Origin of the sequence: Burkholderia cepacia (genome assembly GCF_029962485.1) — a bacterium.
In the GTDB taxonomy this organism is placed as follows: domain Bacteria; phylum Pseudomonadota; class Gammaproteobacteria; order Burkholderiales; family Burkholderiaceae; genus Burkholderia.
In genome coordinates this window covers 2,540,128-2,559,000 of record NZ_CP073637.1, presented here as the reverse complement: position 1 = coordinate 2,559,000, position 18,873 = coordinate 2,540,128, and the positions used below count along the sequence as shown (strand labels likewise).

General features: G+C 64.3%; 19 protein-coding genes. 16 read left to right on the top strand and 3 right to left on the bottom strand.

The features are described 5' to 3' along the window. The first annotated feature begins 74 nt into the window (after positions 1 to 74). The 15 genes from nuoG (at position 75) to KEC55_RS11840 (ending at position 14,993) form a co-directional block, all read left to right on the top strand. Positions 75 to 2,405 (top strand): NADH-quinone oxidoreductase subunit NuoG, encoded by a 2,331-nt coding sequence (gene nuoG / locus KEC55_RS11910; RefSeq protein ID WP_282505629.1) that lies wholly within the window; start codon positions 75 to 77, stop codon positions 2,403 to 2,405. Next, complete coding sequence (gene nuoH, locus KEC55_RS11905) at positions 2,406 to 3,473, top strand: NADH-quinone oxidoreductase subunit NuoH (RefSeq protein WP_034190807.1); 1,068 nt, start codon at positions 2,406 to 2,408, stop codon at positions 3,471 to 3,473. A gap of 10 nt (positions 3,474 to 3,483) precedes the next feature. After that, positions 3,484 to 3,972 (top strand): NADH-quinone oxidoreductase subunit NuoI, encoded by a 489-nt coding sequence (gene nuoI / locus KEC55_RS11900; protein WP_014896508.1) that lies wholly within the window; start codon positions 3,484 to 3,486, stop codon positions 3,970 to 3,972. A gap of 112 nt (positions 3,973 to 4,084) precedes the next feature. After that, entirely contained in the window at positions 4,085 to 4,735 is a 651-nt protein-coding gene (locus KEC55_RS11895; protein WP_059233606.1) for an NADH-quinone oxidoreductase subunit J, read from the top strand. Positions 4,736 to 4,753: 18 nt separating this feature from the next. Beyond that, a complete protein-coding gene (gene nuoK, locus KEC55_RS11890; protein ID WP_006478272.1) occupies positions 4,754 to 5,059 on the top strand; it encodes an NADH-quinone oxidoreductase subunit NuoK in 306 nt (101 codons plus the stop codon). A 17-nt stretch (positions 5,060 to 5,076) separates the two neighbouring features. Further along, positions 5,077 to 7,131 (top strand): NADH-quinone oxidoreductase subunit L, encoded by a 2,055-nt coding sequence (gene nuoL / locus KEC55_RS11885; protein ID WP_282505628.1) that lies wholly within the window; start codon positions 5,077 to 5,079, stop codon positions 7,129 to 7,131. Between the two features lie 16 nt (positions 7,132 to 7,147). After that, on the top strand, positions 7,148 to 8,638 hold the full coding sequence (locus tag KEC55_RS11880) for an NADH-quinone oxidoreductase subunit M (protein WP_069747468.1): 1,491 nt from the start codon (positions 7,148 to 7,150) through the stop codon (positions 8,636 to 8,638). 36 nt (positions 8,639 to 8,674) lie between these two features. Beyond that, complete coding sequence (gene nuoN / locus KEC55_RS11875) at positions 8,675 to 10,129, top strand: NADH-quinone oxidoreductase subunit NuoN (protein ID WP_282507521.1); 1,455 nt, start codon at positions 8,675 to 8,677, stop codon at positions 10,127 to 10,129. After that, entirely contained in the window at positions 10,129 to 10,425 is a 297-nt protein-coding gene (locus KEC55_RS11870) for a DUF2818 family protein (protein ID WP_096471383.1), read from the top strand. Before nuoN ends, KEC55_RS11870 begins: the two co-directional genes overlap by 1 nt. 41 nt (positions 10,426 to 10,466) lie before the next feature. Then, positions 10,467 to 11,057, top strand: a complete 591-nt coding sequence (locus KEC55_RS11865) for an NUDIX domain-containing protein (protein WP_124453087.1) — start codon at positions 10,467 to 10,469, stop codon at positions 11,055 to 11,057. A 136-nt stretch (positions 11,058 to 11,193) separates the two neighbouring features. After that, the gene (locus KEC55_RS11860; protein ID WP_043188814.1) at positions 11,194 to 11,616 is read left to right on the top strand and encodes a DUF1178 family protein; all 423 of its coding nucleotides are present in this window, start codon (positions 11,194 to 11,196) and stop codon (positions 11,614 to 11,616) included. 54 nt (positions 11,617 to 11,670) lie between these two features. After that, positions 11,671 to 12,867, top strand: coding sequence for an acyl-CoA dehydrogenase family protein (locus tag KEC55_RS11855; protein ID WP_282505627.1), 1,197 nt, complete (start codon positions 11,671 to 11,673; stop codon positions 12,865 to 12,867). A gap of 19 nt (positions 12,868 to 12,886) precedes the next feature. Further along, entirely contained in the window at positions 12,887 to 14,020 is a 1,134-nt protein-coding gene (locus KEC55_RS11850) for an acyl-CoA dehydrogenase family protein (protein ID WP_282505626.1), read from the top strand. 38 nt (positions 14,021 to 14,058) lie between these two features. Further along, entirely contained in the window at positions 14,059 to 14,520 is a 462-nt protein-coding gene (locus KEC55_RS11845) for a MaoC family dehydratase (RefSeq protein ID WP_282505625.1), read from the top strand. Further along, positions 14,517 to 14,993 carry a MaoC family dehydratase gene (locus KEC55_RS11840; protein ID WP_282505624.1) on the top strand — a complete coding sequence of 159 codons (477 nt, stop codon included), beginning with the start codon at positions 14,517 to 14,519 and terminating at the stop codon, positions 14,991 to 14,993. The genes KEC55_RS11845 and KEC55_RS11840 overlap by 4 nt, the downstream gene beginning before the upstream one ends. Positions 14,994 to 15,045: 52 nt before the next feature. Here KEC55_RS11840 and KEC55_RS11835 read toward each other — a convergent pair whose 3' ends face one another. Then, positions 15,046 to 15,738, bottom strand: coding sequence for a glutathione binding-like protein (locus KEC55_RS11835; RefSeq protein WP_282505623.1), 693 nt, complete (start codon positions 15,736 to 15,738; stop codon positions 15,046 to 15,048). Between the two features lie 241 nt (positions 15,739 to 15,979). Beyond that, positions 15,980 to 16,771 (bottom strand): oxepin-CoA hydrolase, alternative type, encoded by a 792-nt coding sequence (locus KEC55_RS11830; protein ID WP_282505622.1) that lies wholly within the window; start codon positions 16,769 to 16,771, stop codon positions 15,980 to 15,982. A gap of 202 nt (positions 16,772 to 16,973) precedes the next feature. Between KEC55_RS11830 and KEC55_RS11825 the strand changes: the two genes are divergently transcribed. Further along, positions 16,974 to 17,630, top strand: a complete 657-nt coding sequence (locus KEC55_RS11825; RefSeq protein WP_282505621.1) for a glutathione S-transferase — start codon at positions 16,974 to 16,976, stop codon at positions 17,628 to 17,630. A 42-nt stretch (positions 17,631 to 17,672) separates the two neighbouring features. Here KEC55_RS11825 and KEC55_RS11820 read toward each other — a convergent pair whose 3' ends face one another. Then, positions 17,673 to 18,845: a pyridoxal phosphate-dependent aminotransferase gene (locus tag KEC55_RS11820; protein ID WP_282505620.1), complete on the bottom strand. Its 1,173-nt coding sequence runs from the start codon at positions 18,843 to 18,845 to the stop codon at positions 17,673 to 17,675. Positions 18,846 to 18,873 lie beyond the last annotated feature (28 nt).

Genomic DNA, 18,873 nt, shown 5'->3' with positions numbered 1-18,873 from the left:
CGGTTGCGGAATTTGAGCGCACGGTCGGGCGAAGGCGCGAACGGGCGGAAATAGGTTAAGGACCATTCACCATCATGGTTGAACTTGAAATAGACGGCAAGAAGGTCGAGGTGCCCGAAGGCAGCATGGTGATCCAGGCTGCGCACAAGGCGGATACGTACATTCCTCACTTCTGCTATCACAAGAAACTGTCGGTCGCGGCCAACTGCCGGATGTGTCTCGTCGAAGTCGAGAAGATGCCGAAGGCCGTGCCTGCCTGCGCGACCCCCGTGTCGGCCGGCATGATCGTCCACACGCAGTCCGACAAGGCCGTGAAGGCGCAGCAGTCGGTGATGGAATTCCTCCTCATCAATCACCCGCTCGATTGCCCGATCTGCGATCAGGGCGGCGAATGCCAGCTGCAGGATCTGGCGGTCGGCTACGGCAAGTCGTCGTCGCGCTACTCGGAAGAAAAGCGCGTGGTGTTCCACAAGAACGTGGGCCCGCTGATCTCGATGGAAGAAATGTCGCGTTGCATCCACTGCACGCGCTGCGTCCGCTTCGGCCAGGAAATCGCCGGCGTGATGGAGTTCGGCATGCTGGGCCGCGGCGAGCACTCGGAAATCACGACGTTCGTCGGCAAGACGGTCGATTCCGAAATGTCGGGCAACATGATCGACCTGTGCCCGGTCGGCGCACTGACCAGCAAGCCGTTCCGCTACAGCGCCCGTACGTGGGAACTGTCGCGCCGCAAGTCGGTGAGCCCGCACGATTCCGTCGGCGCGAACCTCGTCGTGCAGGTGAAGAACAACCGCGTGATGCGCGTGCTGCCGTTCGAGAACGAAGCAATCAACGAATGCTGGATCTCGGACAAGGACCGCTTCTCGTATGAAGGCCTCAACAGCGAAGAGCGCCTGACGAAGCCGATGCTGAAGCAGGGCGGCCAGTGGATCGAAACCGACTGGCAGACCGCGCTCGAATACGTCGCGAAGGGCCTGAAGGGCATCGCCGCGGATCACGGCGCGAACGCGCTGGCGATGCTCGCGAGCGCGCACAGCACCGCTGAAGAGCTGTTCCTCGTGAAGCAGCTCGCCAACGAACTGAAGACGCCGAACGTCGACTTCCGTCTGCGTCAGCAGGATTTCTCGGCGCCGGTCCAGGGTGCACCGTGGCTCGGCATGCCGATCGCCGACCTGTCGAACGTGGACGCCGCGTTCGTCGTCGGGTCGTTCCTGCGCCGCGACCACCCGCTGTTCGCCTCGCGCCTGCGTCAGGCCGCGAAGAACGGCGCGAAGCTGCATTTCCTGCACGCGACCGGTGACGACGCACTGATCCCGACCGCACAACGCATCGTGGCTGCACCGTCCGCATGGCTCGACGAGCTGGCCGGCATCGCCGCGGCCGTCGCGCAACTGCGCGGCGTCGCGCTGCCCGACGCGCTGGCAGGCGTCGCCGCATCGCCGGCCGCGCAGGCTGTCGCGCAGTCGCTCGCGAACGGCGAACGCCGCGCGGTGCTGCTCGGCAACGTTGCGGTCCGCCATACGGAATTCGCGAAGCTGCATGCCGTCGCCAAGTGGATCGCCGACAACACCGGCGCCACGTTCGGCTTCCTGACGGAAGCGGCGAACACGGTCGGCGCGCACGTCGTCGGCGCACTGCCGGGCGAAGGCGGCCTGAACGCACGTGAAGCGTTCGCGCAGCCGCGCAAGGGCTACGTGCTGCTGAACGTCGAGCCGGAATTCGACACCGCCGATCCGGCGCAGGCACTGGCGGCGCTGAACCAGGCGGAAATGGTCGTCGTGATGTCGCCGTTCAAGCACGGCCTCGACTACGCCGACGTGCTGCTGCCGGTCGCACCGTTCACGGAAACTGCCGGCACGTTCGTCAACGCGGAAGGCACCGTGCAGAGCTTCACCGGCGTCGTGCGCCCGCTCGGCGACACGCGTCCGGGCTGGAAGGTGCTGCGCGTGCTCGGCAGCCTGCTCGGCCTGCCGAACTTCGAATACGAGACCGCGGAAGAAGTGCGTCTCGCGGCGCTCGGCGACGCAGGCGTCGCAGGCCGCCTGTCGAACCAGACGTCGGTCGCGCCGGTGCGCGCCGCGGCGAACGCCGCGAATGGCGGTTTCGAACGCCTGGCCGATGTGCCGATCTATCACGCCGACGCGCTCGTGCGCCGCGCAGGTGCGCTGCACCTGACGGTCGCTGCGAAGGCGGCGAACGCCGCAGCCCTGCCGGCCGCGCTGTTCGACAAGCTGGGCTTGAAGGAAGGCGACGCCGTGCGCGTGCGCCAGGGCGAGCGTGCGGTGCAGTTGCCGGCCGTGCGCGACGCGAATCTTGCGGAGACGGTCGTTCGCGTGTCGGCGGCAACGCCTGCCGGCGCAGCGCTCGGCAGCCTGTCCGGTGAACTGGTGGTGGAGAAGGCGTAAATGAGCTTGTTCGATACGATCAACGCGGGCGGGGCCGAGCTTCTCGGCTTCGCGTGGCCGACGGTGTGGGCAGTCGTGCGCATCCTCGTCGTCTCCGTCGTCATCCTGCTGTGCGTCGCGTACCTGATTCTGTGGGAACGCAAGCTGATCGGCTGGATGCACGTGCGTCTCGGCCCGAACCGCGTCGGCCCCGGCGGCCTGCTGCAGCCGATCGCCGACGTGCTGAAGCTGCTGCTGAAGGAAGTCATTCAGCCGAGCGCCGCCAGCCGCTGGCTGTACCTGATCGCGCCGGTCATGACCGTCGTGCCGGCGTTCGCCGTGTGGGCCGTGATCCCGTTCCAGGCGGAAGCCGTTCTCGCGAACGTGAACGCGGGCCTGCTGTACGCGATGGCGATTTCGTCGATCGGCGTGTACGCGGTGATTCTCGCGGGCTGGGCATCGAACTCGAAGTACGCGTTCCTCGGCGCGATGCGCGCCGCGGCACAGATGGTGTCGTACGAAATCTCGATGGGTTTCGCGCTGGTGCTGGTGCTGATGACGGCCGGCAGCCTGAACCTGTCGGAAATCGTCGGTTCGCAACAGCACGGCTTCTTCGCAGGCCACGGCGTGAACTTCCTGTCGTGGAACTGGCTGCCGCTGCTGCCGGCGTTCGTCGTGTACTTCATCTCGGGCATCGCCGAAACGAACCGCCACCCGTTCGACGTGGTGGAAGGCGAGTCGGAGATCGTCGCGGGTCACATGATCGATTACTCGGGTATGGCGTTCGCGCTGTTCTTCCTCGCCGAGTACATCAACATGATCGTGATCTCGGCGCTGGCTGCGACGCTGTTCCTCGGTGGCTGGGACGCACCGTTCGAATTCCTGTCGTTCATCCCGGGCATCTTCTGGCTGGTGCTGAAGGTCTTCGCACTGCTGTCGGTGTTCATCTGGGTCCGCGCGACGTTCCCGCGCTACCGTTACGACCAGATCATGCGTCTGGGCTGGAAGGTGTTCCTGCCCGTCACGGTGATCTGGGTGGTCGTGGTCGGCTGCTGGATGATGTCGCCGCTGAACATCTGGGTGAAGTAAGGACGAAATCATGACGGCTATCCAACACTTCTTTAAGACTTTCTTCCTGACCGAGCTGCTGAAGGGGCTCGCGTTGACCGGTCGTTACACGTTCAAGCGCAAGGTCACCGTGCAGTTCCCGGAAGAGAAGACCCCGATCTCGCCGCGTTTCCGCGGGCTGCATGCACTGCGCCGCTATGAAAACGGCGAAGAGCGCTGCATCGCGTGCAAGCTGTGCGAGGCCGTGTGCCCCGCGATGGCGATCACGATCGAATCGGAAACGCGCGCGGACAACACGCGCCGCACGACGCGCTACGACATCGACCTGACGAAATGCATCTTCTGCGGTTTCTGCGAAGAGAGCTGCCCGGTCGATTCGATCGTCGAGACGCAGATTCTCGAGTACCACGGCGAAAAGCGCGGCGACCTGTATTTCACGAAGGAAATGCTGCTCGCGGTGGGCGATCGCTACGAGAAGGACATCGCCGCGGCGAAGGCCGCCGACGCGCCGTATCGTTGATTGTGTTTGCAGTGCCGGCCCGAAGCCAGGGCCGAGCCGCCGCGACGGGTGCGGCACGCGAGAGCGTCCCGCAAGCCGCGCCTGACTATGGCCTAACGATGAACCGGTAATCATGGAATTCACGACCGTACTGTTCTACATCTTCGCGCTGCTCCTGGTGGTATCAGGGCTGAAGGTGATCACTTCGCGCAACCCGGTGGCGTCTGCGCTTTTCCTTGTGCTGGCGTTCTTCAACGCCGCCGCGATCTGGATGCTGCTGGAAGCGGAATTCCTCGCGATCCTGCTGGTGCTGGTCTACGTGGGCGCCGTGATGGTGCTGTTCCTGTTCGTCGTGATGATGCTGGACATCAACATCGACTACCTGCGTCGCGACTTCAAGCGCTTCGTCCCGATGGCGACCGTGGTCGGCGCGATCATCGTGATCGAGACCGCGCTGATCCTGTGGCGCGGCTACGGCGACACGCACACGGTGCACGCGATGGCGACGGGCGAGATGGCCAACTGGTCGAACACGCGCCTGATCGGCAAGGTCATCTACACCGACTACATCTTCGCGTTTGAAATCGCCGGCCTCGTGCTGCTGGTCGCGATCATTGCCGCAATCGGGCTGACCGAGCGCAAGGGCAAGGACAGCAAGCGCCAGCGCGTGTCGGATCAGGTCAAGGTGCAACGCAACGACCGCGTGCGCCTCGTGAAGATGGAAGCGGAAAAGCCGCAGCCGGAAGCGGCGCAGAGCGAAGCCGGTTCGGGCACCAACGGCTAAGCGGAGGAAAAGAAAATCATGCTGACTCTTGCTCACTACCTTGTGCTCGGCGCGATCCTGTTTGCGATCGCGATCGTCGGGATCTTCCTGAACCGCCGCAACGTCATCATCATCCTGATGTCGATCGAACTGATGCTGCTGGCGGTGAACACGAACTTCGTCGCGTTCTCGCATTACCTCGGCGATGTGCACGGCCAGATCTTCGTGTTCTTCGTGCTGACCGTCGCTGCAGCAGAAGCCGCGATCGGTCTCGCGATTCTGGTGACCCTGTTCCGTAAGCTCGACACGATCAATGTCGAGGATCTCGATCAGCTCAAAGGTTAATTTCAGGCAACGCTGTTATGTCAACGACACTCAATGAAAACCTGCTGCTGGCGATTCCGCTCGCTCCGCTGGCCGGCTCGCTGATTGCGGGGCTGTTCGGGAACGCAGTCGGGCGCAAGGGCGCACACCGGATCACGATCCTCGGCGTAATGATCGCGTTCCTCCTGTCGGCGAAAGTCTTCTTCGACGTGATGGGCGGCGCAAGCTTCAACGCGACCATCTACGAATGGATGAACGTCGGCTCGCTGAAACTCGAAGTCGGCTTCCTCGTCGATTCGCTGACCGCGATGATGATGGTCGTCGTGACCTTCGTCTCGCTGATGGTGCACATCTACACGATCGGCTACATGGCGGAAGAAGACGGCTACCAGCGCTTCTTCTCGTACATCTCGCTGTTCACGTTCTCGATGCTGATGCTCGTGATGAGCAACAACTTCCTGCAGCTGTTCTTCGGCTGGGAAGCGGTGGGTCTGGTGTCGTACCTGCTGATCGGCTTCTACTTCACGCGTGAGAGCGCGATCTACGCGAACATGAAGGCGTTCCTCGTGAACCGCGTGGGCGACTTCGGCTTCCTGCTCGGCATCGGCCTGCTGCTCGCATTCGCCGGCTCGATGAACTACGGCGAAGTGTTCGCGAAGCGCGCTGAGCTCGCGAGCCTGCACTTCCCGGGCACCGACTGGGGCCTGCTGACCGTTGCCTGTATCTGCCTGTTCATCGGCGCGATGGGCAAGTCGGCACAGTTCCCGCTGCACGTGTGGCTGCCGGACTCGATGGAAGGCCCGACCCCGATCTCGGCGCTGATTCACGCGGCGACGATGGTGACGGCCGGCATCTTCATGGTGTCGCGCATGTCGCCGCTGTTCGAGCTGTCGGACACCGCGCTGTCGTTCGTCACGGTGATCGGCGCGATCACGGCGCTGTTCATGGGCTTCCTCGGCATCATCCAGAACGACATCAAGCGAGTGGTCGCCTATTCGACGCTGTCGCAGCTCGGCTACATGACCGTCGCGCTCGGCGTGTCCGCGTATCCGGTCGCGTTGTTCCACCTGATGACGCACGCGTTCTTCAAGGCGCTGCTGTTCCTCGGCGCCGGCTCGGTCATCATGGGCATGCACCACGACCAGGACATCCGCAACATGGGCGGCCTGCGCAAGTACATGCCGATCACGTGGATCACGTCGCTCGTCGGCTCGCTCGCGCTGATCGGTACGCCGTTCTTCTCGGGCTTCTACTCGAAGGACTCGATCATCGACGCGGTGAAGCTGTCGCACCTGCCGGGTTCGGGCTTCGCGTACTTCGCGGTCGTCGCGAGCGTGTTTGTCACGGCGCTGTATTCGTTCCGCATGTACTTCCTGGTGTTCCACGGCGAAGAGCGCTTCCGCAAGCCGAAGCATCCGGAATCGCCGATGGGCATGGCGGCCGCGCACGGCCACGATGACCACGGCCATGGCCACGGTCATGACGACCACGCGCACGAGCCGCACGAGACCCCGTGGGTCGTGTGGGTGCCGCTGGTCCTGCTGGCGATCCCGTCGGTGATCATCGGTGCGATCGCGGTCGGCCCGATGCTGTTCGGCGACTTCTTCCAGCACGGCGTTGCATTCGACAAGGTGATCTTCATCGGCGAAAACCACCCGGCGCTGGCCGAGATGGCCGAGGAGTTCCACGGCTGGGTGGGCATGGGCCTGCACTCGGTGTCGGGCCTGCCGGTCTGGCTCGCGCTCGCCGGTGTCGTCGTCGCCTGGTTCCTGTACCTGAAGCGTCCGGATCTGCCGGCGTCGATCCGCCGCGCGTTCGGCCCGATCTACACGCTGCTGGACAACAAGTACTACATGGACAAGATCAACGAAGTGGTGTTCGCCCGTGGTTCGGTGGCGATCGGCCGCGGCCTGTGGAAGGAGGGTGACGTCGTGGTGATCGACGGCCTCGTCAACGGCAGCGCCCGGTTCATCGGCTGGTTCGCCAGCGTGATCCGCTTCCTCCAATCCGGTTACATCTATCACTACGCGTTCGCCATGATCATCGGCATGCTGGGGCTCCTGACCCTGTTTGTAACGCTCGGCGGCAAATAAGGCGGGGGACAACTTAATGCACGCTTTTCCGATTCTCAGTACCGCGATCTGGCTGCCGATCGTTTTCGGCCTCCTCGTGCTTGCGGTAGGTAACGACAAAAATCCGGGGACGGCCCGCTGGGTCGCGCTGATCGGCTCGCTGCTCGGTCTCGCGGTCACGATCCCGCTGATCACGGGCTTCGACTCGAGCACGGCTGCGCTGCAGTTCGTCGAGAAGTCGACCTGGATCGAACGCTTCGACATCGCGTATCACCTTGGCGTCGACGGCATCTCGATGTGGTTCGTCGTGCTGACCGCGCTGATCACGGTGATCGTCGTGATCGCCGCGTGGGAAGTGATCACCGAGAACGTCGCGCAGTACCTCGCGGCCTTCCTGATCCTGTCCGGGATCATGATCGGCGTGTTCTCGTCGGCCGACGGCCTGCTGTTCTACGTGTTCTTCGAAGCGACCCTGATCCCGATGTACATCATCATCGGCGTGTGGGGCGGCCCGAACCGCGTGTATGCAGCGTTCAAGTTCTTCCTGTACACGCTGGCCGGCTCGCTGCTGATGCTGGTCGCACTGATTTACCTGTACACGGAAACGCACTCGTTCGACCTCGCGACGTGGCAGAACGCGAAAATCGCGATGACGCCGCAGATCCTGCTGTTCATCGCGTTCTTCCTCGCCTTCGCGGTGAAGGTGCCGATGTGGCCGGTGCACACGTGGTTGCCGGACGCGCACGTGGAAGCGCCGACGGGCGGCTCGGTCGTGCTGGCAGCGATCATGCTGAAGCTCGGCGCGTACGGTTTCCTGCGCTTCTCGCTGCCGATCACGCCTGACGCGAGCCACTTCCTGGCACCGGTCGTGATCACGCTGTCGCTGATCGCGGTGATCTACATCGGCCTCGTCGCGATGGTGCAGGCCGACATGAAGAAGCTGGTCGCGTATTCGTCGATCGCGCACATGGGCTTTGTCACGCTCGGCTTCTTCATCTTCAACCAGCTCGGCGTCGAAGGCGCGATCATCCAGATGATCTCGCACGGCTTCGTGTCGGGCGCGATGTTCCTTTGCATCGGCGTGCTGTACGACCGCGTGCACTCGCGCCAGATCGCCGATTACGGTGGCGTCGTCAACGTGATGCCGAAGTTCGCGGCATTCGCGATGCTGTTCTCGATGGCCAACTGCGGCCTGCCGGGTACGTCGGGTTTCGTCGGCGAGTTCATGGTGATTCTCGCGGCCGTCCAGTACAACTTCTGGATTGCCTTCGGCGCGGCATTCACGCTGATCCTCGGTGCTGCCTACACGCTGTGGATGTACAAGCGCGTGTACTTCGGCGCGGTGGCGAACGATCATGTCGCCAAGCTGAAGGACATCGGCCGTCGCGAATTCCTGATGCTGGCCGTGCTCGCCGCGTTCACGCTGCTGATGGGCCTGTACCCGAAGCCTTTCACGGACGTGATGCACGTTTCCGTGGAAAACCTCCTCTCCCACGTCGCGCAGTCGAAGCTGCCGCTGGCCCAGTAATCGCGAGCGGAGGAACTCTAGATCATGAACGCTCCTATGAATGTCCTGTTGCCTGACGCGCTGGTGATGGCCGCCATCGTCGTCGCATGGCTGAACGACACCTTTACCGGTGCTTCCGGCCGCCGCCTGACCTATCTGATCGCGGTTGTTTCGTCGGTCGTCGCCGGCGTGTGGTTCGCGGTGCAGGCACTCGACCCGCAGCAGTACTACTTCTTCTCGAAGATGGTCGTCGTCGACTCGTTCGCGAGCATGATGAAGGCTGTCGTGTCGTTCGGTTTCGCGGTCTCGCTCGTCTATTCGCGCAAGTACCTCGAAGATCGCGACATGTTCCGCGGCGACGTGTTCCTGCTCGGCATGTTCTCGCTGCTTGGCCAGCTGGTCATGGTGTCGGGCAACAACTTCCTGACGCTGTACCTCGGTCTCGAACTGATGTCGCTGTCGCTGTACGCAGTCATCGCGCTGCGCCGCGACGCCGCACAGTCGAGCGAAGCCGCGATGAAGTACTACGTGCTGGGCGCGCTTGCGTCGGGCTTCGTGCTGTACGGCATCTCGATGCTGTACGGCGCGACCGGCTCGCTCGAGCTGGGCGAGGTGTACAAGGCGGTCAGCGGCAACACCGATGCAGCCGTGCTGATGTTCGGCGTGGTCTTCATCGTCGCCGGTATCGCGTTCAAGCTCGGCGCCGTGCCGTTCCACATGTGGGTGCCGGACGTCTACCAGGGCGCACCGACCGCGATGACGCTGTTCGTCGGCGGCGGCCCGAAGGTTGCCGCGTTCGCGTGGGGCCTGCGCTTCCTGGTGATGGGCCTGCTGCCGCTCGCACAGAACTGGCAGACCGCGCTCGTGATCCTCGCCGCGCTGTCGCTGATCGTCGGCAACATCACCGGTATCGTCCAGCGCAACATCAAGCGGATGCTCGCGTACTCGGCGATCTCGAACATGGGCTTCGTGCTGCTCGGCCTGCTCGCGGGCATCGTGAAGGGCGACGCAGCGGCGCCGGCGAACGCCTACAGCTCGGCGATGTTCTACGCGATCGTCTACCTGATCACGACGCTCGGCTCGTTCGGCGTGGTGATGCTGCTCGCACGCCGCGATTTCGAAGCCGATACGATCGACGACTTCAAGGGCCTCAACAAGCGCAGCCCGGTGTTCGCGTTCGTGATGATGGTCATGATGTTCTCGCTGGCCGGCATTCCGCCGACCGTCGGTTTCTACGCGAAGCTGGCCGTGCTCGAGGCGACCGTCAACGCGGGCCTCACGTGGCTGGCCGTGCTGGCCGTGATCACGTCGCTGTTCGGCGCGTTCTTCTACCTGCGCATCGTGAAGCTGATGTACTTCGATGCACCGCAGGATTCGACGCCGATCTCGGGTGATTTCTGCAAGCGCACGATCCTCGTGCTGAACGGCCTGGCGGTCGTCGTGCTCGGCCTGATCCCGAGCCCGCTGCTGACGGCCTGCCTGCAGGCAATCCGTCACACGCTGCCGCTGTAATGTCGGCAGCCGGCTGGTTTATCGTGCTGTTGGCGCTTGTGTGCGCCAACCTGCCGTTCCTGAACCAACGCCTCTTCGCCGTCGTGCCGTTCGGCACGGCGAAGAAGAGTGCGTGGGTGCGGATCGGCGAGCTGATCGTGCTGTACTTCATCGTCGGCGCGCTCGGCTTCTGGCTCGAGTCGCGCGCCGGCAACCGCTTCGAACAAGGCTGGCAGTTTTACGCGATCACGTTCAGTCTCTTCATCGTGTTCGCGTTCCCCGGCTTCACGTTCCAGTATCTCGTCAAACGACGCTGACGGCTTCGGCCGTCGCGTGCTCATTCCTCCGGAGCCCGCCGATGGCCGAACTACCCAATCACGACGCCGCACTGACCGAAACCTGCCTCGAGAGCGAGGCGATTTTCGAAGGCTCGTTCCTCAAGCTCAAGCGCGATACCGTCCGTCTGCCGGACGGCAAGAAGGCCACGCGCGAATACGTCCAGCATCCGGGCGCGGTGATGGTGATCCCGCTGTTCGACGACGGCCGCGTGCTGATGGAAAGCCAGTATCGCTATCCGATCGGCAAGGTGATGGCCGAATTCCCGGCCGGCAAGCTCGATCCGAACGAAGGAGCGCTCGCGTGTGCCGTGCGCGAACTGCGCGAGGAAACGGGTTACACGGCACGCGAATACGTGTTCCTGGCCCGCATTCACCCGATCATTTCCTATTCGACCGAATTCATCGACCTGTACCTTGCGCGCGGGCTGACGGCCGGCGAACGCAAGCTCGACGAAGGCGAATTCCTCGAAACCTTTACGGCGACGCAAGCCGACCTGCAGGAATGGGTGCGCACCGGCCAGATCACCGACGTGAAGACGATCATCGGCACGATGTGGCTCGACAAGGTGCTGTCCGGCACCTGGCCGCTCGGGCCGGTCGTGACGCCCTGAGCGTGGCGTCAGCGGCGAGTGGGGCGCCGCGTTACAATCCGGTGACGCGGTGCGTTCGTGCCGCGCGATCGGGATTTAGCACGATCGTTCACAAAAGTGCTTTTTGCGCTACACTCGTCACACGCCCTGATTCAGCATGAAGGTCCTCGATTTACAGTGCCCGCACGGTCATCGGTTCGAAGGCTGGTTCGCTTCCGCCGATGAATTCGAAGCGCAGTTGTCCCGCAAGCTGGTCGAATGTCCGGTGTGCGGGACGACCGAGGTCAACCGCCTGCCGTCGGCGCCGCGCCTGAACCTGTCGGGCGCGACGCAGGCCCAGCCGGCTGATCCGCGTGCGCTGCAGGCGCAGGTGATGCGCGCACTGCGCGAGGTGCTGGAGAAGACCGAGAACGTGGGCGAGCGCTTCGCCGAGGAAGCGCGGCGCATCCATTACAACGAGGCGCCCGCACGCAGCATTCGTGGCGTCACGACGCCCGAAGATGCGCAATCCTTGGCCGAAGAAGGCATCGACGTGATGCCGCTGCCGATTCCTGCCGCGCTGAAAGAACCGCTGCAATGACGTACGCAGTGGGTCCTGGCCGGGCTGGACGGCCGCGGACAGGAGACACTGCGCATGGATCTGGATTATTCCCCCGCCGACGACGCGTTCCGCGTTGACGTCCGCGCCTGGCTCGAGGCCAACCTGCCTCATGCACTGCGCGCCAAGGTACTCGATCACAAACGACTCGACCGCGAGGATTTCGCGAGCTGGCACCGGATTCTCGGCCAGCGCGGCTGGTCCGCACCTGCCTGGCCCGTCGAATACGGCGGCCCGGGCTGGAACGCGACGCAGCGGCACATCTGGGACGAGGAGTGCGCACGGATCGGTGCGCCGACCGTGCTGCCGTTCGGCGTATCGATGGTCGCGCCGGTGCTGATGAAGTACGGCAGCGAAGCACAGAAACGCCACTATCTGCCACGCATACTCGACGGTTCCGACTGGTGGTGCCAGGGTTACTCGGAGCCCGGTTCGGGATCCGACCTCGCCTCGTTGCGCACGCGCGCCGAGCGCCACGGCGACCACTATGTCGTCAACGGCCAGAAGACCTGGACGACGCTCGGCCAGTACGCCGACATGATGTTCTGCCTCGTGCGCACCGATCCGGCCGCGAAGAAGCAAGAGGGTATCTCGTTCCTGCTGATCGACATGAAGACGCCCGGCATCACGGTGCGACCGATCGTCATGCTCGACGAGGACCACGAGGTCAACGAAGTGTTCTTCGAGGACGTGAAGGTGCCGGTCGAGAACCTCGTCGGTGACGAGAACCGCGGCTGGACCTATGCGAAATACCTGCTCGGCCATGAGCGGACCGGCATCGCGCGTGTCGGCGCGTCGAAGCGCGAACTTGCGTTCCTGAAGCGCGTGGCGTCGAACCAGCGCAAGAACGGCAAGCCGTTGCTCGCCGATCCGGTGTTCGCCGCGAAGGTCGCGGCGCTCGAAGTCGAGCTGATGGCGCTCGAGGTGACGGTGCTGCGCGTCGTCAGCCGCGAGACGAGCGGCAAGGGGCCTGGCCCCGAGGCATCGATGCTGAAGATCAAGGGCACCGAGGTGCAGCAGGCGCTCACCGAACTGATGGTCGACGCGATCGGCCCGCTCGCCGCGCCGTTCGACGTGCCGTTCCTCGACGGTGAGCGCGAGCACAGCATCGCGGGCGACGACGATGCGGCGCCGCTCGCCGCGTACTACTTCAATTACCGGAAGACGTCGATCTACGGCGGTTCGAACGAGATCCAGAAGAACATCATCGCGCAGATGATTCTGGGGCTGTGATCAGGGAACGGAGACAACCATGGATTTCAGCTTTACCGATGAGCAGCAGCAGTTCGCTGACGCGCTGCGCCGTTATCTCGGCGAGCAATACGGCTTCGACGCGCGCCAGGCGATCGTGCGCAGCGACACGGGCGTGTCGGACACGCAATGGGGCGCGTTCACGGAACTGGGGCTGACCGCGCTGCCCGTGCCGGACGCACAGGGCGGCTTCGGCGGCGGCCCCGTCGACATGCTGGTCGTGATGCAGGAGCTCGGCCGCGCGCTCGTGATCGAGCCGTATTGGGCCACGGCGGTCGGCGTCGAGGCATTGCGTATCGCCGGCTCCGGCGCGGGCGAGGATGCGGCGCTGCTGGAGGCCGTCGCACAGGGGCAGAAGCGGCTGGCGGTTGCGTTCCATGAACCGCATGCGCGCTACGACCTGTACGAACTCGACACGCATGCGCACGAACAGGGTGGCACGTACCGGCTGACTGGCGCCAAGTCGGTCGTACAGCACGGCGCACAGGCGCATGCGTGGATCGTGCCTGCGCGCGTCGATGGCGGCGGCATCGGCCTTTTCGTCGTCGAACGCGATGCGGCGAACGCGAAGGTGGCCGACTACCGGACGATCGACGGCCAGCGTGCCGCGACGATCGAATTCAACGAAACGCCGGCCCGATTGCTGACGGGCGGTGCGCGCGACGCGGCGGCGCTCGAGCAGATTGCCGATTACGCGACGTTCCTGCTGTGCGCGGAAGCGGTCGGCGCGCTCGACGAACTGAATCGTGCGACGGTCGAATATACGAAGACGCGCGAGCAGTTCGGCGTGCCGATCGCGCGTTTCCAGGCGCTGCAGCACCGGATGGTCGACATGCTGATCCATGCGGAGCAGGCACGTTCGCTGACCTATCTGGCGGCAGTGCGCTATGCGAGCGACGACCCCGATGCGCGGCGCAAGGCCGTATCGGCCGCGAAGGCGCGTGTCGGTGCGGCTGCACGCTTCGTCGGCCAGCAGGCCGTCCAGTTGCACGGTGGCATGGGCGTGACCAACGAGGTCGCCGCCGCGCATTTGTTCAAGCGGCTGACGATCATCGAGACGACGCTTGGCGACACCGATCATCATCTTGCCCGCATCGCGGCGCTGCCCGATTTCGCGCAGACCGACGCGGCATGACGGCGACGCGCGAGCGCGCCAGACAAGGAGACTTGCAAGTGGGTATCAGTTACGAAGACCTGGTGGTCGGCAGCACCACCGAAGTGGGCCGCTACACGTTCGAGCCCGACGACATCAAGGCGTTCGCGAAACGCTATGACCCGCAGCCGTTCCACCTCGACGAGGAAGCCGGGAAGGCGTCGCATTTCGGCGGGCTCGTCGCGAGCGGCTGGCATACGTGTTCGGTGTTCATGAGCCTGCTCATCAAGAAGCTCGGGCCGGATTCGACCAGCATGGGCTCGCCGGGCATCGACTCGATCCGCTGGCTCAAGCCGGTGCGGGCCGGCGACACGATCACGATGTACCAGAAGGTCCACGACAAGCGCGTGTCGGAGAGCAAGCCCGACCGCGGCATCGTGTCGACGGAGTGGGTCGGCACGAACGAAGCCGGCGAGACGGTGATCAGCGTGCACACCAAGGTGCTCTTCGGGCTGCGCCATCCGGGACGGGCAAACGCATGACGGACGTGACCTTGCCGCTGATCGCATCGGCGCAGGCGCTGCAGGCACGGGTCGGCGCGGAGCCGCTCGCGAGCGGCTGGATCGCGATCGACCAGCCTCGTGTCGACGGTTTCGCCGACGCGACCGGCGATCATCAATGGATCCACGTCGATCCCGAACGCGCGCGACGCGAGTCGCCGTTCGGCGGGCCGATCGCGCACGGGTTCCTGACGCTGTCGTTGATTCCCGCGTTGATGACCGATGCAATGCGCTTCGAGCAGAAGATGGGCGTGAACTACGGACTGAATCGCGTGCGCTTCCTGAAGCCGGTGGCGGTCGGTGCACGCGTGCGCGCGTTGTTTGCGGTGAAGGAAACCGCCGACGCCGCGCAGGGCGGCGTGCAGGTGACGTGGTCGGTGTCGATTCAGACCGAGCGTCCCGATGCGCCGCTGCTGGTGTGCGCGGCGGAGTTCATCACGCTGCATTACTTCTGAAGCGCGGGGCGGCAGGCACGGATGCCGCCCTGCCTGTCACGTCACATGCGTGTCAGTGCTTCGCGTATTGCGTCGCGCCGAACAGCACTTCGCGTGCCTTGTCGTCCTGCAGTGCCTTGCGCATCGACGCGAGCACTTCGACGCCGCGCTGCACGGCCGGTCGCGCGGCGATCGCGTCGTACCAGCGCTTCACGTTCGGCAACTCGTCGAGCACGACGCCCTGGTTCTGCCACGAGCGCGTCCACGGGAACGTCGCAATGTCCGCGATCGTGTACGCGTCGCCCGCGAGATATTCGGATTCGCCGAGGCGCTTGTCCATCACGTTGTACAGGCGCTTCGCTTCGTTCGTGTAGCGGTTGACCGCGTACTCGATCTTCTCCGGCGCATACAGGCGGAAGTGGTGCGCCTGCCCGAGCATCGGGCCGACACCGCCCATCTGGAACATCAGCCACTCGAGCGTCGCATAGCGCGCGGCCGGATCGGTCGGCAGGAACTTGCCGGTCTTCTCCGCGAGATAGATCAGGATCGCGCCCGATTCGAACAGCGAGATCGGCTTGCCGCCGGGGCCGTCCGGATCGACGATGGCCGGGATCTTGTTGTTCGGGCTGATCTTCAGGAAGTCGGGCTTGAACTGGTCGCCCGCGCCGATATCGACCGGATGTACACGGTATGCGAGGCCCGTTTCCTCGAGCATGATGTGCACCTTGTGGCCGTTCGGGGTCGCCCAGCTATAGACGTCGATCATCGTCAACTCCTTGGTTGCATGCGCGAAAGCGACGCCGGGAGCGCCGCGACAGGCGGTCATTAGAGCATGGATCGACGCGGGCTGCTGGCGACGGAAACGTGCCTGCGGATGCGTGCGCGCGGGCGACGCGGAGCGCGTCGCCGACGTCGTGCACGGCGTGTGTCAGCGCATTTTTTTGCGCGGTTTCGATCGCCTTGGCGACAGGGCGCCGCCGCGGCATGTCGAGAGCGGACGGAGCGGATCAGCGCTTGTAGCGCGGCTGGCGTTTCTCGAGAAATGCGGTGATGCCTTCGAGCCCGTCCGCATGATGCAACGACGTGACGAAATGATCGCGCTCGGTACCGAGATGCGATTCGAGCGGTTGCGTCGTCGCATCGTCGAGCAGCGACTTGATGCGCGTGAGCGCATTCGGCGAGATGCCGGCGAGTGCGTCGGCCCAGGCGAGCGCGTCGGTCAGTGCCGCGCCGGGCACGGCGAGCCGGTTCACGACGCCGAGCGCATGCAGGCGCTCGGCGGTGATCGGTTTGCCTTCGAACAGGATCTCGGCCGCCATCGCGCGCGGCAGTGCGCGCGCGAGGAACCACGAACCGCCGCCGTCCGGCGTGAGCCCCACACGCGCATACGACATCACGAATTTGGCGTCGTGCGCGGCGACGATCATGTCGCACGCGAGCGCGAGCGAGAAGCCCGCGCCGGCCGCGGCGCCTTCGACGGCTGCAATCACCGGTTTCGTCGAGGCGCGGATCGCCGCGACCCATGCGGCGAGCTGGTCGATGCTGTCGGCCTGGTAGGACGGATCTTTCGAACGGTTCTCGAGTAACCGGTTCAGGTTGCCGCCTGCACAGAAGAAGCGATCGGCGCCCGTCAGTACGACTGCGCGAATCGCGGGATCGCGATCGGCGGTGGCAATCGCTTCGATGCCGGCCGCATACATGTCGGGATGCAGCGCGTTGCGCGCGCCGGGATTGGACAGCGTGAGGACGAGCGTCGAATCGCTCTCGGGCGGACGCGAGGCCAGCAGTTCAGCACTCATGCGAGTGTGTCTCCATCGGATGGCGTGGTGGCGGCGCCGCGCATGTTGCGCGGGCAGTCGGAACGGTTGCCGCAGCAGATGTAATGTTGTCGTGACGAACGCAAAACTTGCTTTAGACTAGCACGAACGTGCTTTTCAGCGCGATGAATCCCGATGCGGCCGCCACCGTCGCGGCTGCGCTTCAGCAAGGAAGGAGACTCCGATGCTACAGCTGTGCGGTATTCCGTTGTCCAACTATTACAACAAGGTGAAGTTCGTGCTGCTCGAGCACGACATTCCGTTCGAGGAGTCGGTGTGCGGTTTGCCGATCAGCGATCCGGCCCAGCTCGTCGATTCGCCGCTCGGCAAGATTCCGTTCCTGAAGACCGAAGAAGGCGCGCTGTTCGAGTCGCAGGTGATCATCGAATACCTGGCCGCGCGCTATCCCGAGAAAGGCATTTTTCCGGCGAACCCGTTCGCGGCCGCGAAGGTGCGCGAACTGGTCGAGACGCTCGAGCTGTATCTCGAATGGATGGCGCGCGAGGTCTATACGGAAGCGTTTTTCGGCGGCAAGGTCAGCGACGGGATGAAGGCGCACGTCGAGAAGCGCCTGCCGCGTGCGATCGATGCGTTCAAGCAGATGACGCAGTTTTCGCCGTATGTGCTCGGCGAATCATTCGGCCTCGCGGACATCGCCGCGTGGGTTCATCTGCCGGTCATCGGGATGGCGACGAAGGCCATATTCGGACGCGATTTCCTGCTCGACGCCGGCATCGATTGGAAGGCGCACGCGAAGCAGGTCGGCGATCGTCCGGCCGCGCAACGCGTGGCCGCCGAGCGCAAGGCATACATCGAAGCGACGAGCGTCGCGCGCTCGTAAGCGCGGTTTCCGCAGGGCGGTGGGTGGCCGCCCGTGCGGAGCTTACAGGCGGGCGAGTCGTTCGAGCGCGGACGCGAGCGTGCTTTCCTGCTTCGCGAAGCAGAAGCGTACGACGCCCGATTCGTGTGGCTCGTGATAGAACGCCGACACCGGAATGGCCGCCACGCCGATCTCCGACGTGAGCCACTTCGAGAATTCCGCTTCGGGCAGGTCGCTGATCGCCGAGTAATCGACGCACTGGAAGTACGTGCCCGGGCACGGCAGCAGCTTGAAGCGCGTGCGCTCGAGGCCGGCGCGGAAGAAGTCGCGCTTCTTCTGGTAGAAGCCGGCCAGCGACAGGTACGGCGCCGGGTCGCGCAGGTAGTCGGCGAGCCCCATCTGCATCGGCGTATTCACCGTGAACACGTTGAACTGGTGGACCTTGCGGAATTCCGCGGTCAGCGCGGCAGGCGCCGCGACGTAGCCGACCTTCCAGCCCGTCACGTGATAGGTCTTGCCGAAGCTCGACACGATGAAGCTGCGTGCGGCGAGTTCCGGATAGCGCGCGACGCTCTCGTGGCGCGCACCGTCATAGACCATGTGCTCGTAGACCTCGTCCGACAGGATCAGCACGTTGGTGCCGCGCACGATGTCCTCGAGCTTGCGCATGTCCGCCTCGCGCCACACGGTACCCGTCGGGTTATGCGGCGTGTTGATCAGGATCATCCGCGTCTTCGGCGTGATCGCGGCCGCGAGACGGTCGAACGGGATCGTATAGTCGGGCGCCTCGAGCGTGACGAAGACGGGCGTGCCACCGGCGAGTTCGATCGACGGCAGGTAGCTGTCGTAGGTGGGTTCGACGACGATCACTTCGTCGCCTGGATGCACCGCGCACAGGATCGCCGTCAGCAGCGCCTGCGTTGCGCCGGCCGTCACGGTGATCTCGGTGGCGGGATCGTAGCGCCGGCCGTAGACCTGCGCGATCTTGTCGGCGATCGCGTCGCGCAGCGGCGCGACGCCGGCCATCGGCGGATACTGGTTGTGCCCGTTGCGCATCGCGGCCGCGACCGCGTCGACGATGCGCGGATCGCAATCGAAATCCGGGAAGCCCTGGCCGAGGTTCACCGCGCCTTTTTCGGCGGCAAGCGCGCTCATGACCGTGAAGATCGTCGTGCCGACGTTCGGCAGGCGCGAGGGGAAAACGGGAGTCATTGGCATGTCTGAAGGAGCGTTCATCGATACGGTCGAATTCGGGTGGTGCGAC

Bases quoted from the DNA above. Each gene is read 5' to 3' on its own strand.
- KEC55_RS11830 (WP_282505622.1), bottom strand. From the start codon at position 16,771: ATGAGTGCTGAACTGCTGGCCTCGCGTCCGCCCGAGAGCGATTCGACG.
- KEC55_RS11835 (WP_282505623.1), bottom strand. From the start codon at position 15,738: ATGATCGACGTCTATAGCTGGGCGACCCCGAACGGCCACAAGGTGCAC.
- KEC55_RS11860 (WP_043188814.1), top strand. From the start codon at position 11,194: ATGAAGGTCCTCGATTTACAGTGCCCGCACGGTCATCGGTTCGAAGGC.
- KEC55_RS11825 (WP_282505621.1), top strand. From the start codon at position 16,974: ATGCTACAGCTGTGCGGTATTCCGTTGTCCAACTATTACAACAAGGTG.
- KEC55_RS11895 (WP_059233606.1), top strand. From the start codon at position 4,085: ATGGAATTCACGACCGTACTGTTCTACATCTTCGCGCTGCTCCTGGTG.
- KEC55_RS11870 (WP_096471383.1), top strand. From the start codon at position 10,129: ATGTCGGCAGCCGGCTGGTTTATCGTGCTGTTGGCGCTTGTGTGCGCC.
- nuoK (WP_006478272.1), top strand. From the start codon at position 4,754: ATGCTGACTCTTGCTCACTACCTTGTGCTCGGCGCGATCCTGTTTGCG.
- KEC55_RS11840 (WP_282505624.1), top strand. From the start codon at position 14,517: ATGACGGACGTGACCTTGCCGCTGATCGCATCGGCGCAGGCGCTGCAG.
- KEC55_RS11820 (WP_282505620.1), bottom strand. From the start codon at position 18,845: ATGAACGCTCCTTCAGACATGCCAATGACTCCCGTTTTCCCCTCGCGC.
- KEC55_RS11865 (WP_124453087.1), top strand. From the start codon at position 10,467: ATGGCCGAACTACCCAATCACGACGCCGCACTGACCGAAACCTGCCTC.
- KEC55_RS11855 (WP_282505627.1), top strand. From the start codon at position 11,671: ATGGATCTGGATTATTCCCCCGCCGACGACGCGTTCCGCGTTGACGTC.
- nuoL (WP_282505628.1), top strand. From the start codon at position 5,077: ATGTCAACGACACTCAATGAAAACCTGCTGCTGGCGATTCCGCTCGCT.
- nuoH (WP_034190807.1), top strand. From the start codon at position 2,406: ATGAGCTTGTTCGATACGATCAACGCGGGCGGGGCCGAGCTTCTCGGC.
- KEC55_RS11850 (WP_282505626.1), top strand. From the start codon at position 12,887: ATGGATTTCAGCTTTACCGATGAGCAGCAGCAGTTCGCTGACGCGCTG.
- KEC55_RS11880 (WP_069747468.1), top strand. From the start codon at position 7,148: ATGCACGCTTTTCCGATTCTCAGTACCGCGATCTGGCTGCCGATCGTT.
- nuoN (WP_282507521.1), top strand. From the start codon at position 8,675: ATGAATGTCCTGTTGCCTGACGCGCTGGTGATGGCCGCCATCGTCGTC.
- nuoI (WP_014896508.1), top strand. From the start codon at position 3,484: ATGACGGCTATCCAACACTTCTTTAAGACTTTCTTCCTGACCGAGCTG.
- nuoG (WP_282505629.1), top strand. From the start codon at position 75: ATGGTTGAACTTGAAATAGACGGCAAGAAGGTCGAGGTGCCCGAAGGC.